This is a genomic window from Erythrobacter sp. W36, from assembly GCF_057364935.1.
Genome location: NZ_CP200281.1, coordinates 2,636,482 through 2,649,627 on the forward strand (window position 1 = coordinate 2,636,482; position 13,146 = coordinate 2,649,627).

The window sequence follows — 13,146 nt, forward strand, 5'->3', positions numbered from 1 at the left end:
TCCGATTAGGTGAGCGCAGCCTTCAGCGTATCGACCAGATCCGTGCGTTCCCACGGGAAGAAATCGCCCTTCGCCTGACGCCCGAAATGACCATAGGCCGCGCTTCTGAGATAGATCGGCTTATTCAGGCCCAGGTGCGTACGGATGCCGCGCGGCGTCAGTCCGCCCAGGCTTTCGATGCCTAGAATCGCTTCCTCAATCCGGTCATCGCCGACCGTGCCCGTGCCGAAAGTGTCGACATAGAGCGACAATGGCTTTGACACGCCGATCGCATAGGCAAGCTGAATGGTGCAGCGCTTTGCCAATCCGGCGGCGACGATATTCTTCGCCAGATAGCGGGTGATATAGGCCGCGCTGCGATCAACCTTCGTCGGGTCTTTGCCGCTAAAGGCACCGCCGCCATGTGGGCTCGCGCCGCCATAGGTGTCGACAATAATCTTGCGCCCGGTCAGGCCCGCGTCCCCATCCGGACCGCCAATCTCAAAGGCCCCGGTTGGATTGATATGCCAGACCGTCTCCTCACTGATGAAGCCATCCGGCAGGACATCACCAACCGCGCCTTTGACGTATGCCTTGAGTTCCGCCTCTTTCTCACCTTCGTGATAGCCCGGGGCGTGCTGGGTTGAAACCACGATTGCCGTGCAAGCCACTGGCTTCCCGTCGCGGTAGCGCAAGGTCACTTGGCTTTTCGCATCCGGCTCAAGAAACGGGGCCGCGCCCGATTTGCGGTCACGCGCGAGGCGCTGCAAGATCTTATGGCTGTAGTCGAGCGTCGCCGGCATCAGATCGGGCGTCTCATCGCAGGCAAAACCAAACATGATGCCCTGGTCGCCAGCGCCTTCATCTTTGTTCGAGCCTTCAGAGCCAGCATCCACGCCCATGGCGATCTCAGCCGACTGGCCATGCAGATGGTTCTCAAAGGTCAGCGTCTCATGATGGAAGCCGGGTTGAGCGTAACCAATCTCTTTGACCGTATTGCGGACCGTCCGTTCAATCTCGTCCAGCGCGCCTTCGGCCCACTCGCCGTTCTCGTAGATACCCTTCGCGCGAATTTCGCCAGCGAGCACAACGCGCTGCGTCGTGGTCAGGGTTTCACAGGCCACGCGGGCTTCGGGATCCTTCGACAGAAACAGATCAACAATAGCATCAGAAATCTGGTCAGAGACCTTATCCGGATGACCCTCAGAGACGCTTTCTGATGTGAACAAATATTCGCTACGCATGGTACCTCTGCGTTAGAGCTAAAGGATATAAGGAAATCTTTATGTCCTGTAGGCCCTAACTCGCAGCGCGGCGTTGCGCAACCAGTCTGGACACGCCCAGCGCCAGTAAGCTCAAGAACGCGGCCCAGATGAGCGGGAGGGCATTGCCTAAACGCGCAAAAAGGGTCGGCGGCTTGGCGCTCGGCACATAGCCATCGAGCCTATCCGATTTACCGGTTGCAATGGTTTGCCGCACAATCCCATTGGCATCAATCACCGCGCTTATCCCGGTTGTGGTGGAGCGCAAAACTGGCAAGCCTTCTTCGATGGCCCGCAATCTCGCCTGAGCCAAATGCTGCGGCGGGCCCCAAGCGCCAAACCAACCATCATTCGACGGATTGAAGAGATAATCAGGACGATTGGCAGTATCGACCACTTGGCCGGAAAAGACGATCTCATAACAAATCTGCACGCCCACTTTGCCAAACGCTCCCGTATCGAGCGAGCGCGGACCTGGGCCGGGCAGATAATCAATCGAGCCTGCCACCAAGCGGCTGAGGCCGAGGGGTTCTAGTAGGCTGCGCATTGGCAAATACTCGCCATATGGCACCAAATGCGCCTTGGCATATTGCTGCGTGATATCGCCTGTTCCGTCCAAAGCTATGACAGAGTTTCTCGCGCTGACTGCACGGATAAAGCCATTCTTCTCAGCAAGATCAAGGTTCACCACGCCAGTCAGCAAAAGCGAATCTGAGCCAATGACCGACGCGATACGATTGCGCGCAAACTCTGGATCACCCGCTGCTGTCATCCGGTCATAATATCTCTGCGGATAGCCGTCCTCGAGATAGTCAGGCACCCCGCTCTCTGGCCACAGCACCAGTCGCGGCTGCTCACGACCCGGTAAAGTCAGCTGAGTGATACGCGCGAACTGTTCTTCAAACTTACTCGGGTCGTTGATCTCTGGTTGCGGGATCAGCGGCTGAATCAGCGCATAGGGCACTGAGCTGTCTTCGCGATCGAGAACGCTCGACAAAGGAAAGAGCATTCCCGCCGAAATCAGCGCGGCCAAGACGGCGAGGTTGATCCGCGCCTTTTTAAGCGCGAAATAGGCAAGACCTGTCGCAAGCAAAAGTACCAATCCCGAAAGCGCATAGGTGCCCAACCAAGGCAGCAATATCGCCAGCCCTGGCCGATCCCAAGATCCCAGCAGAGATAGGCCGAGTGGCGGCCACGGATAGCCGGTAAAGACCCAGCTGCGCAGCCACTCCGCCACAATCCATGCGGCGGCAAGCACCATTCCGAAGGCGGGTAATCCCGCGCGTCTTGCGGCAATATGGGCGATAACGGCCGCTAACGCTGGATAGAATGCCAGATAGATGCACAGCAATGGCACGGCGAACCAGCCCAAGAACTGCGGCATCTCGGCTTGGTATGTGAACGCCGTCGCAATCCAATTGTTGGCCAACGTCAGGTGCGACCACCCGAACAACCAGCCAAGCACAGCGGCCCTGCGCCAATTGTCCGCATGGCTCAACAAAACGACGAAGGCCGAAACAGCAGCCAAGGTCACTGGCCACCAGCCAAGCGGAGGGATGCCCAGCGCGGCCAATGCGCCCAGCAATAATGTCGTCCAATTGGGATGCGCGCGGGCAATGCCGATCCAGCGATCAAAGATTGCCCGCATATTGGCTGTCTATCCCGCGATCATCCCTGCCCTAAGGCGCTGTTAGTCTACGGTTTCCAGATTGTCGCCGCTGTCATCTTGGCTCGGTGCGTCCCCACCAATCGCTGGCGGCAGAACGGAAGCATCGATTTCATCAGCGACCTTGTTGTCGCTCTTGGGCTTGCGCGGTGCACGAGGCTTCCGGCGCGTAGTGCGTTCTTCCGACTGGCCCTCACCGCGCGGCTTGCGCGCACGGCGCTTGGGCTCTTCTTCGCCTGCATCATCCGGATTTGAATCACTAGCATCCGCTTCGGCGCCATTGTCGCTGTCAGAATGCTGGTCATTCGCCTGCTCGTCGCGGCGTGAGCGTGGGCGGCGTGAACGGCGACGGTTTTCGCCGTCTTCATCCTCATCGCCCTCTTCACCTGATTGGCCGCGCTCTTCTTGGCGCTTGGCCCGAGCTTCGTCTTGGCGGGCCTTATTATCGGCGATTACGCGCAGATAGTGGTCGGCAAATTGCAGATAATACTCAGCCTGAACCCGGTCGCCGTGATGCTGAGCATCCTGCGCCAGCTTCTTGTACTTATCGAGCAATTGCGGCGCGTTACCGCGCGCTCTGCTGTCGATCCGGTTTAGCTGATTGCCGCCGCCTTGATTGCGATTACCGCGACCGCGGCGACGATTGTTACGATTGTTATTCAAGGAAATTCATCCTCATTTACGGCCTTCGGGCAAATTCTCATTGCACCATGACCAGTAGACCCCTCGTCCAAACGCCAGTTCTAATATTGGCGCGCGCTCCGCGCTGTACGAGCCGGGGGTATCCACGCGGCAAATCCATGCTTTCATACGGAGCTAGACCAATTGATTTGCAGCCCGTGCCGATCAATTGCCTGATTCGGGGTTAGCGAGGCTGGCCGCGTTTGCCAAGCCCTGTCGAAATTTCGTCAACCCCGAATCGCTGGTCATGAGAGGATTAACGCGCGGTCGCGGTCAGCGAGATCGCGAGTAATCTCCACGTTAAAGCCTTCATTCTCAGCGATTGAGCTAACGGCTGCCGCTTGTTCCGCCCCTATTTCGAGCACGGCGATCCCATCTGGCGTCAGCAGGGCTTTCAGTTGCGGGATGATGCAGCGGTAGTCATCTAGACCTTCTTCGCCCGCGAACAGCGCGGTCGCAGGCTCAAAGTCGCGCACATCCGGATCTAGCGCTGCGTCACGCTCCACATAGGGCGGATTGGAAATGATCAGATCATAAAGACCGAGGCTCTCGCTCCAGCCGGGCACGTTCCAGTCTGCGACGCGAAGCTGCGCTCGGTCGGCGACTTCCAATTTTTCCGCATTGGCCTTTGCCACGTCAATTGCTGCGAATGATTGGTCGATACCCAAGCCGGATGCTTTGGTTTCAGCTAGCAATGTGAGCAGGAGAGCACCGCTTCCCGTGCCAAGGTCGAGAATCTGCGTTGGGTTAGGAACTCTCGAAAGCGCTGCTTCAACGACACTTTCGCTATCGCCGCGCGGGATCAAGACATCGGGCGTCACGCAAAATTCGCGGCCGTAAAACTCCTGCACACCGGTTATGTAGGCCACTGGCTCACGCCCTATGCGGCGATCGAGCAAAGCCTCAAACCCCTCTGGCGCCTCGGCCTTCATATGCATCAGGAGCATGTCAGATCGGCTCTTGCCAAGAGCATGTGCCATCAGGATTTCGGCATCAAGACGCGCGGTATCACTGGTACTCGAGAGCTTCTGAGCCGCCTCGCGCAAAACCTCGGTAATGGTCATTCGTTCAGCGCAGCCAGCCGCTTGCCTTCGTCTTCCGCCGTCAATGCATCGACCAATTCATTGAGGCCCGGGCCTGCCAGCACGTCTTCAAGCTTGTGCAAGGTCAGCCCGATGCGGTGGTCCGTCACCCGGCCCTGTGGGAAATTGTAGGTCCGGATCCGTTCGGAACGATCGCCTGATCCCACCATAGCCTTGCGAGCTTCCGCCTCTGCGCCCTGCGCTTCATCACGGGTTTTCTCAAACAGCCGCGCGCGCAGCACCTGCATCGCTTTCTCGCGGTTCTTATGCTGACTGCGTCCGTCTTGGCAGGTGACCACCAGGCCGCTTGGTTCGTGGGTAATGCGGATCGCGCTGTCGGTTGTGTTGACGTGCTGACCCCCGGCACCACTGGCCCGGTACGTGTCGATTTTGAGATCACCAGGATCGATCCGAATATCCACCTCGTCTGGCTCTGGTAGTACCGCGACTGTCGCCGCAGACGTGTGGATACGGCCGCCACTCTCAGTTTCAGGCACGCGCTGGACCCGGTGCACGCCGCTTTCAAATTTGAGCTTCGCAAACACATCAGCCCCGCGCACGTTCGCGACGATTTCTTTGAAGCCCCCGACTTCTGAGGCATTCATGCTGACGGGTTCGACCTTCCACCCCTGGTCAGAGGCAAAGCGCTCATACATGCGGTAGAGATCGCCAGCGAACAGTGCCGCTTCATCGCCGCCCGTGCCTGCGCGGATTTCCAGCATGGCGGGCTTGCTGTCGGCGGCGTCACGGGGCAGCAAGGCGATCGCAAGCTGGCGCTCTACCAAAGGCAATTGCTCGCGCAGCTCGCCGAGCTCCTCCTCAGCCATCGCCTTCATTTCAGGATCGGCAAGCATGTCTTCGAGGCCCGCAATTTCCTCCCGCATGGCCTTTACCTGCAGCGATAGCTTCGCAACCGGCTCCAGCTCCGAATAGTCGCGCGAGGCGCGCACGAACTCGTCACCCTCCAGCGTACCAGATGCCATGCGGGCTTCCAGCTCAGCGAAGCGGTGCGCGATCTGATCAAGGCGTTCTGCGGGGATTTGCATGTGGAACTTCTCTTATCGTCATTCCCGCGAAAGCGGGAATCCAGCTTACAGTAGGCAGTGGCTCCGCCGTGGATCCCGGATCAAGTCCGGGATGACGAATGGCTAATCAAGGCCTGTCCAACTCAGATCATTGATGACCTTCTTGATATCTTCCATGTCAAAGTCTGCATGATCGCTGACATGCACACCTACGTGATTTGTATTATCGCGCCTGTCGAGAGTAACCCGAGCCCGAGCACCAAGCCTGTTAGCTTTATCGAAGCGTTTTTTCGGATTGCCCGTCGCCATCACTTCGGTTGAGAATCCTGACTGCCGAAGCGCCGACGCAAAGGTATTTGCATCGATATCAAAGGCACGATTTTCTGAAATGACAACCACTTGCAGACCATCTCTACTTGGTTCCCCCACCAACATCGCCAGCCGCTCAATTCCCGCCGCCCATCCGACAGCTGGCGTCGCCAGCCCGCCCAGACTTTCCATCAACCCGTCATAACGCCCGCCGCCAAGCACCGTGCTTTGCGCGCCCAGAGCTTCTGCGGCGGCTGAACCCTCGTCCGGAATGAATTCAAAGGCGGTGTGGCGGTAATAGTCGAGCCCGCGCACCAGCGCCTCTGCCCGCACCCATTTGACGCCTGCCGCGTCCAGACCGTCAGTCACGGCCTTAAAGAACGCCCGCGCCTCATCAGAGAGAAAATCATCGATTTTGGGCGCATCGGCCAGGAAAGGTTTGTCCCGGCCATCCTTGCTGTCGAGGATGCGCAGCGGGTTTTTCTCCAGCCGCTCCTGCGAGATCTTCCGAAAGCTGATCTTTCACCGCGCTGAAATAGTCGATCAACGCCGCGCGCCAAGCCTCGCGGCTTGTCCCGTCGCCCAAGGTGTTGAGGTGCAAAGTCACCCCTTCGATACCCAACTCTTTCAAAAGCTGGTCGGCCATGCACAGCAACTCAACATCGGCCTGCGGCTCTGCCGCCCCGATGATCTCGGCATCGATCTGGTGAAACTGCCGGTAGCGCCCTTTTTGCGGGCGTTCATAGCGGAACAGCGGGCCGTGTGTTGCAGCCTTTAGCGGCGCGTGCTGCTGCCAGCCATTGGTCAGATAAGCGCGGGCAATGCCAGCGGTGAACTCTGGCCTAAGCGTTAGCGAGTCCCCGCCGCGATCCTCAAACGAGTACATTTCTTTGGAGACAACATCTGTCGTCTCGCCAAGCGAGCGCGCGAACACTTCCGTCTTCTCGAACACCGGCATTTCAATGCGGCGAAACCGGTAAAGCCGCCGCACGCGCTCAAAGGTTTCGACCACGAACGCAAAGGCTTCGGCATCAGCGCCAAAGATATCTTGCGTCCCACGAATGGCTTTTGGAGTGTTTTTCGACATTTCACCTGAGCGATTAGGGGCAAGATCATCTTGCCGCAATAGAGCCGCGCAGCTAGGGGGCACTCGAGTTTCAGGGAGAGGGCTTTGACACTAGTAGGATAGCAGCATGCGTATCGACAAAATCCCGACCGGAAAAAATCCACCTGACGACCTCAATGTTATCATTGAAGTACCCACTGGCGGCGAGCCGGTGAAGTATGAATTTGACAAGGAAAGCGGCGCATTGTTCGTCGACCGCATTCTGCACACGCCGATGCGCTACCCGGCGAACTACGGCTTTGTGCCGCACACACTCAGCCCCGATGGCGATCCCTTGGATGCTTTGGTGATCGCGCGCACCCCGTTCATGGCTGGCTGCGTTGTGCACGCCCGCCCGATTGGTGTTTTGAACCTAGAAGACGAGCACGGCGGCGATGAAAAGCTGATCTGCGTGCCGGTTGATACGACTTTCCCATATTACTCAGATGTGGGTGAGACCAAGGATTTGCCGTCGATCATTTTTCAACAGATTGAGCACTTCTTCACACACTACAAAGATCTTGAAGCGGAAAAATGGGTCCGGATCGGCAAATGGGGCGACCGCGCAGAAGCCCGGCGCATTGTTCTTGAAGCGATTGAGCGGGCTAAAGCCTAACCGCTGCTTAGGCCCACAAGAGCGAAGAGATACCTTTAAAACAAAAAGTCAGAATGAACGGCAGGCCAATCGCCATCACCCAAAGGCCAGCAAGATCGCGCCGGAAAGCCGGGCGATAGGCTTGGTCTGCCGCTTCGCTGTCTGACAGGCCGGTCCAGCGCTTCTCGAACCAGCGACACGCAGGGATGATGGCCGCGACCAAAACTACGAGCGCGATGTACGGCAGGATCGATGCACCGCCGGTGTTGAGCGCCTTAATGGTCACAAAGATTTGAAGGCCCGTATAAACAAGCAGCGCATAAGCAACATGATCGCTCATTGACTTACGCCAATCGAGAGCATCACCCTCAGCCTTACGGTCAGACTGACGGTCTGCGTCATAGCGATGCGCGATATTTTTCATTGTGCCGCTCTCCAACGGATTCGTTCCCCAAGCTTCGAGTATCTCAAATTGCGGGAAATCTTGCAAGCTCGGTAACCAATCCGCAACTTTGTTGCAGATCTTGCAATTTTGGAGCGCGAGAATCGCGACACGCAAAAATCCTGCCAAATTGGGCAATACTGCCCTTTTATGTCTGGATTGCGGTGCTAAGAGTGATCCGATGAGAGAGACAAACGCCCTGGCCGAGACGCCTGAAAGCAGCACCGCCGATGCCACAACGCCGCTGCCTGACGGCGGCCTTGAAGTCATTTCGATTGCCAAGAGTTATGACAAACGCTCGGTCCTGAGCGACATTTCATTGACCGTTGGTAAAGGCGAAGTTCTGGGCCTACTTGGCCCCAATGGTGCGGGTAAGACGACCTGCTTCTACTCGATAATGGGTCTTGTTCGTCCGGATTCTGGCCGGATCCTGATGGACGGCGAAGATGTCACCAAGCTGCCGATGTATCGCCGCGCAATTTTGGGGCTTGGCTATCTCCCGCAGGAAACAAGCATCTTTCGCGGGATGACTGTTGAGCAGAATATCAACTGCGTACTCGAGATGGTCGAGCCGGACAGCGATACCCGCGCTCAAGAATTGGAGCGCTTGCTCGGCGAATTTGGCCTTACTGAATTGCGCAGTTCGCCAGCCATGGCCTTGTCGGGCGGTGAGCGGCGGCGCTGCGAAATTGCCCGGGCGCTGGCCGCAAAGCCGTCCATCATGCTGCTCGATGAACCGTTTGCCGGCATCGACCCGCTGTCGATCAGCGACATTCGCGATCTTGTAAAAGACCTGAAAGGTCGGGGCATTGGCGTGCTGATCACTGATCACAACGTGCGCGAAACGCTCGATATCGTGGACCGCGCTTGCATTATATATGGCGGACAGGTGCTCTTCGCCTAAGCACGCCGCAGGCGCTAGTCGCAGACGAAAACGTCAAGCGGCTTTATCTCGGCGAAGGCTTCACTTTGTGACGAGGCGGCGGAACTAAATCATGGCGCTCGGCCCAAGGCTAGACCTACGCCAGTCACAATCCTTGGTGATGACGCCGCAATTGCAGCAGGCGATCAAGCTGCTGGCGGCATCAAACCTCGAAATCGAAACCTTCATCTCCGACGCATTGGAAGCCAATCCGCTGCTCGAGGCCGGGGCGCTATCCAGTGAGGACAGCGGGCCCAGCGGGGAAAGCGATGACATACCGCGCGAGGAATTCACCGCCGACCAGCTAATCGGCCAAGCGCAAGGCGAAAGCGAGGCTCCGCTCGATTTGGACACTGGTGCGCTGGACCGCGACCGAGACACAGGCGATGGCGCAAGCGGTCCGGCAGCAGGCGATGCAGAATGGGGAGCGGCCGCGAGCAGCGGTGGCGGATCAGACATGCTGCCCGACCTTGAGCAAACAAGCGCGGCGCAAATCACGCTTGCGGAGCATCTCAATGAACAAATTGGCGCCGCGGCCAAAGACGAACGCGAAGCCTTTATTGCGCGCCACTTGATCGGATTGCTCGACGAGGCAGGTTACCTCTCCTTTGATCTGCGCGATGTTGCCTATGATCTCGGGGTGGAACTGAGCGATACTGAAAGCGCGCTCAAAGCAGTGCAAACGCTTGACCCCAGCGGAGTGGGCGCACGCAGCCTGTCAGAATGCCTGGCAATCCAAGCGCGCGAAGCAGATCGCTACGACCCGTGCATGGCGCAGTTGATTGACCATCTGGAATGGGTCGCACGAGGGGAAATCGCTCGATTGAAGCGTGTGTGCGGAGTGGATGAGGAAGACTTCGCCGATATGCTCTCCGAGCTGCGAGGCTATGACCCAAAACCAGGGCTGGCCTATGGGGCAAGCACTGCGAGCGCGGTGGTGCCCGACATTCTTCTCACCGACAATGGTGAGGGCGGCTGGGATGTGGCGCTGAATGAGGAGACCTTGCCTCGCCTCATCGTCAACCGCTCTTACTTTGTCGAACTGCGCGATGGCGCACCGGGTCCCGACGCGCAAAGCTGGCTGAAGGAAAAACTGGCGGACGCGCATTGGCTCATCCGGGCGCTGGACCAAAGACAAAAGACCATTCTCAAGACGGCGGCTGAGATCGTGAAGAAGCAGGAAGGCTTCTTTCGCAATGGTGTGTCGGAGCTCCGCCCGCTGACTTTGCGCGAGGTCGCCGAAGAAATCGACATGCACGAAAGCACGGTCAGCCGCGTGACCAGCAACAAGTTCCTGCACTGCGAGCGCGGCTGCTTTGAGCTGAAATACTTCTTCACCAGCGGCGTTTCATCAAGCGACGGCGAAGGCGCATCGTCCGAGGCGATCAAAGCCCGCATTAAAGCCCTGACCGATGCCGAGGAGCCCAAGAAGATCTTATCCGACCAGAAACTCGCAGACCTTCTGAAAGAAGAAGGCTTCGATCTGGCACGCAGAACGGTTGCCAAATATCGTGAAGCCATCGGCATCGGCTCTAGCGCAGAACGGCGTCGGCAAAAGAAGCTCGCTAATCTTTAAGCCGTGCTTTGCAGCGTCCGAGCATGCCTAAGCACCTCATAAGCGCAGGGATTTGGGCCGTTCGACGCATAGGTAAGAACCCCTGCGACTCGCCAGTTTCTAATGCTTTACGGTAAATTAACCTTTTCCGTTCAGAACTTATGTGGTTAATACATGGCAACACCTCTTAGCGAGGAGTTACCGTGACACTTTGTTACGATGATCTGGGTATATAGGGGACCAGCAATGCGTGTGCTCTTGATTGAGGACGAGCCAACAACGGCCAAAGCAATTGAGCTTATGCTCACGACAGAGGGCTTCAATGTCTATTCGACCGACCTCGGCGAAGAAGGCTTGGATCTAGGTAAGTTGTATGATTACGACATCATCCTGCTCGACCTGAACCTCCCAGACATGCACGGATATGACGTGCTGAAGAAACTGCGTGTCGCGAAAGTGCAGACACCGGTTTTGATCCTTTCAGGCATTGCCGAAATGGACAGCAAGATCCGCAGCTTCGGATTTGGCGCTGATGACTATGTCACCAAGCCATTCCACCGCGAAGAGTTGGTTGCTCGCATCCATGCTGTTGTGCGCCGCTCCAAGGGCCACAGCCAATCAATCATCCGCACTGGCAAGCTTGCCGTGAACCTCGATGCGAAGACTGTTGAAGTCGACAGCGCCCGCGTTCACCTGACCGGCAAAGAATACGCCATGCTTGAGCTCTTGAGCCTGCGCAAAGGCACGACGCTCACCAAGGAAATGTTCCTCAACCACCTTTACGGCGGAATGGACGAGCCTGAACTCAAAATCATCGACGTTTTCATCTGTAAGCTGCGCAAGAAATTGAGCCATGCTTGCGGCGGCGAAAACTACATCGAAACGGTCTGGGGCCGCGGCTATGTGCTGCGCGATCCGGATGCGGAAGCAGAGGCCGCTTAAGCGCCTAAACGAATTCTCCAGTCTTCTGGGACGGGAACAAGAAACGCCCGGGGCAGCGATGCTCCGGGCGTTTTGCTATGCTTGCCGTGCTCTGAGCTCGCCCCGCCGCAATCTCTACGAATCGTATAGATACAGGGCGCGATCACTATGAGAGCAATCTCAGCCATGGAGGTATTGTCATGGTAAACGCAGTCACTCAGCATATTTCTAACGACACCGGCCGTATCGCCGCAGCGATGCAAAGCGCGAGCGCTCAGAGCAGCTACACGATTCGCAGCGGTGACACGCTCAGCAGCATTGCGCAGCGATTTGGAACCGATGTGGCGACGCTGGTGAGAGCGAATGGGATCTCCAACCCTAACCGGATATATGTCGGCGACACTCTTAGCGTGCCTGGCGCAGGGACCAGCACTCACACCGTTGCAAGAGGCGACACCTTGGCCGTCATCGCCCGAAGCGCGGGCCTATCCTTGCAAGCTGTGCTGAATGCCAATCCTCAAATCCGCAACGCCAACCTTATTTTCCCGGGCCAAGAGATTATTCTGCCGGCATGGCAAGAGCGGCTGCTCCTTCGGCGCCCTCAGCGCCGCAAGTTGGGGTTGAAGGCTCTGGCAATGGAACGCCCCCTGTCACAGGCCCAAGCGATGTTGGAGCCGTTGGCGAGACAAACTTCAACGGAGAGACCCTCAGCCTGTCTCAGGCGGACGTCAACAATTTGAAGCGCGTCCTTCAAACCGAGTGGGTGCAGTCCGCCGGAAACGCCCAGGCGCATGGCATCATCGACACTCTGCTCAATCGCACCGCCTCAGGGCGTTGGGGCGAGACAGTCGCTGATGTGGCGAACGCGCCGTATCAATTCTCCGACATCAACGGCCCTGTGTCTTGGCCCGATGGACGCACCTCCGTCGAGCAGATCCCCATGGCTCAGGTGAGCGCGCGCGTTGATCAATTGGTGGACAGCTATCTCGCTGAACGCGCTCAGGGCAGAGAATCCTCAATCGGATCGCACCTCAATTACGCCAATCCGAACTATTCCGATTCAGTCAATTTGGGCTGGATCAATGCGCTTGACGGACCCGTACTGGGGCGAGGCGACGCCATTCACCGTCACGGCACGACGCCGGATCTCGAACGTTATCGACCCGGCGAATTCAGAGTGGGCTTGCCGGATTCAGTCAGCGTGGCGCAGCCCACACCTGAACCTGTCACTGGCCCCTTCAACGGTAGAGTGCTTGCCGCCGAAGTGGGCGTAGCCATCAAGAGTAGCAGTGTGAACCTATCCCAGCTGCACTCATCCATGGACCCAGCGATCCGTGCTGTGGCCGCAGCAGCGCAGCAGCTCGGCTTGCCTCAGCCGGTCATAACAAGCGGCAATGACGCGCGGCATAGCGAGAACTCCCTCCATTATGAGAACAAAGCGCTCGATTTCCGAGGCAACAATCTGACCCTTGCTCAAGGAAGGGCCCTGCGAGATGCCGTGAGTGAGGCAGTGGGGCCAGATTACGATGTGCTGTTTGAAGTGTTCCCAAACAATCCGGCCAACAACCACCTTCATATCGAATTTGATCCAGACTAAGCTGC

At 57.6% G+C, this 13,146-nt stretch carries 10 protein-coding genes and 3 pseudogenes; 6 read left to right on the plus strand and 7 right to left on the minus strand.

Annotation, left to right across the window (positions count from 1 at the left end; all coding sequences use genetic code 11):
- Positions 1-5: 5 nt before the first annotated feature.
- The 6 genes and pseudogenes from metK to hisS form a co-directional block, all read right to left on the minus strand.
- Positions 6-1,223: a methionine adenosyltransferase gene (gene metK / locus AC0V6U_RS12890; protein WP_472643562.1), complete on the minus strand. Its 1,218-nt coding sequence runs from the start codon at positions 1,221-1,223 to the stop codon at positions 6-8.
- 55 nt (positions 1,224-1,278) lie between these two features.
- Positions 1,279-2,889 carry an apolipoprotein N-acyltransferase gene (lnt, locus tag AC0V6U_RS12895; RefSeq protein ID WP_472643563.1) on the minus strand — a complete coding sequence of 537 codons (1,611 nt, stop codon included), beginning with the start codon at positions 2,887-2,889 and terminating at the stop codon, positions 1,279-1,281.
- A gap of 42 nt (positions 2,890-2,931) precedes the next feature.
- Positions 2,932-3,570 (minus strand): DUF4167 domain-containing protein, encoded by a 639-nt coding sequence (locus AC0V6U_RS12900; RefSeq protein WP_472643564.1) that lies wholly within the window; start codon positions 3,568-3,570, stop codon positions 2,932-2,934.
- 263 nt (positions 3,571-3,833) lie between these two features.
- The gene (gene prmC / locus AC0V6U_RS12905) at positions 3,834-4,652 is read right to left on the minus strand and encodes a peptide chain release factor N(5)-glutamine methyltransferase (RefSeq protein ID WP_472643565.1); all 819 of its coding nucleotides are present in this window, start codon (positions 4,650-4,652) and stop codon (positions 3,834-3,836) included.
- On the minus strand, positions 4,649-5,716 hold the full coding sequence (gene prfA / locus AC0V6U_RS12910; protein WP_472643566.1) for a peptide chain release factor 1: 1,068 nt from the start codon (positions 5,714-5,716) through the stop codon (positions 4,649-4,651). The genes prmC and prfA overlap by 4 nt, the downstream gene beginning before the upstream one ends.
- A gap of 102 nt (positions 5,717-5,818) precedes the next feature.
- Positions 5,819-7,091: pseudogene (hisS, locus tag AC0V6U_RS12915) on the minus strand (histidine--tRNA ligase).
- A gap of 106 nt (positions 7,092-7,197) precedes the next feature.
- Here hisS and ppa point away from each other — a divergent pair.
- Entirely contained in the window at positions 7,198-7,725 is a 528-nt protein-coding gene (ppa, locus tag AC0V6U_RS12920; protein ID WP_472643567.1) for an inorganic diphosphatase, read from the plus strand.
- A gap of 7 nt (positions 7,726-7,732) precedes the next feature.
- Here ppa and AC0V6U_RS12925 read toward each other — a convergent pair whose 3' ends face one another.
- Positions 7,733-8,128: a hypothetical protein gene (locus AC0V6U_RS12925; RefSeq protein ID WP_472643568.1), complete on the minus strand. Its 396-nt coding sequence runs from the start codon at positions 8,126-8,128 to the stop codon at positions 7,733-7,735.
- Between the two features lie 199 nt (positions 8,129-8,327).
- On the opposite strand from AC0V6U_RS12925, the pseudogene lptB reads away from it, so the two are divergent.
- The 5 genes and pseudogenes from lptB (at position 8,328) to AC0V6U_RS12950 (ending at position 13,141) form a co-directional block, all read left to right on the plus strand.
- Positions 8,328-9,121 (plus strand): annotated as a pseudogene (gene lptB / locus AC0V6U_RS12930) (LPS export ABC transporter ATP-binding protein).
- A gap of 20 nt (positions 9,122-9,141) precedes the next feature.
- Entirely contained in the window at positions 9,142-10,644 is a 1,503-nt protein-coding gene (gene rpoN, locus AC0V6U_RS12935; protein ID WP_472643569.1) for an RNA polymerase factor sigma-54, read from the plus strand.
- Positions 10,645-10,869: 225 nt separating this feature from the next.
- Positions 10,870-11,565, plus strand: coding sequence for a response regulator transcription factor CtrA (gene ctrA / locus AC0V6U_RS12940; protein ID WP_472640405.1), 696 nt, complete (start codon positions 10,870-10,872; stop codon positions 11,563-11,565).
- 236 nt (positions 11,566-11,801) lie between these two features.
- Positions 11,802-11,948: pseudogene (locus AC0V6U_RS12945) on the plus strand (LysM peptidoglycan-binding domain-containing protein); the annotation flags it as partial.
- Between the two features lie 167 nt (positions 11,949-12,115).
- Positions 12,116-13,141 carry a hypothetical protein gene (locus tag AC0V6U_RS12950; protein WP_472645805.1) on the plus strand — a complete coding sequence of 342 codons (1,026 nt, stop codon included), beginning with the start codon at positions 12,116-12,118 and terminating at the stop codon, positions 13,139-13,141.
- The last annotated feature ends 5 nt before the right edge of the window (positions 13,142-13,146 follow it).

What these genes read in the sequence shown, in the direction of transcription:
- lnt (WP_472643563.1), bottom strand. Translation starts at nt 2,889, where the DNA reads ATGCGGGCAATCTTTGATCGCTGGATCGGCATTGCCCGCGCGCATCCC.
- ctrA (WP_472640405.1), top strand. Translation starts at nt 10,870, where the DNA reads ATGCGTGTGCTCTTGATTGAGGACGAGCCAACAACGGCCAAAGCAATT.
- AC0V6U_RS12950 (WP_472645805.1), top strand. Translation starts at nt 12,116, where the DNA reads ATGGCAAGAGCGGCTGCTCCTTCGGCGCCCTCAGCGCCGCAAGTTGGG.
- metK (WP_472643562.1), bottom strand. Translation starts at nt 1,223, where the DNA reads ATGCGTAGCGAATATTTGTTCACATCAGAAAGCGTCTCTGAGGGTCAT.
- prmC (WP_472643565.1), bottom strand. Translation starts at nt 4,652, where the DNA reads ATGACCATTACCGAGGTTTTGCGCGAGGCGGCTCAGAAGCTCTCGAGT.
- ppa (WP_472643567.1), top strand. Translation starts at nt 7,198, where the DNA reads ATGCGTATCGACAAAATCCCGACCGGAAAAAATCCACCTGACGACCTC.
- prfA (WP_472643566.1), bottom strand. Translation starts at nt 5,716, where the DNA reads ATGCAAATCCCCGCAGAACGCCTTGATCAGATCGCGCACCGCTTCGCT.
- AC0V6U_RS12925 (WP_472643568.1), bottom strand. Translation starts at nt 8,128, where the DNA reads ATGAAAAATATCGCGCATCGCTATGACGCAGACCGTCAGTCTGACCGT.
- rpoN (WP_472643569.1), top strand. Translation starts at nt 9,142, where the DNA reads ATGGCGCTCGGCCCAAGGCTAGACCTACGCCAGTCACAATCCTTGGTG.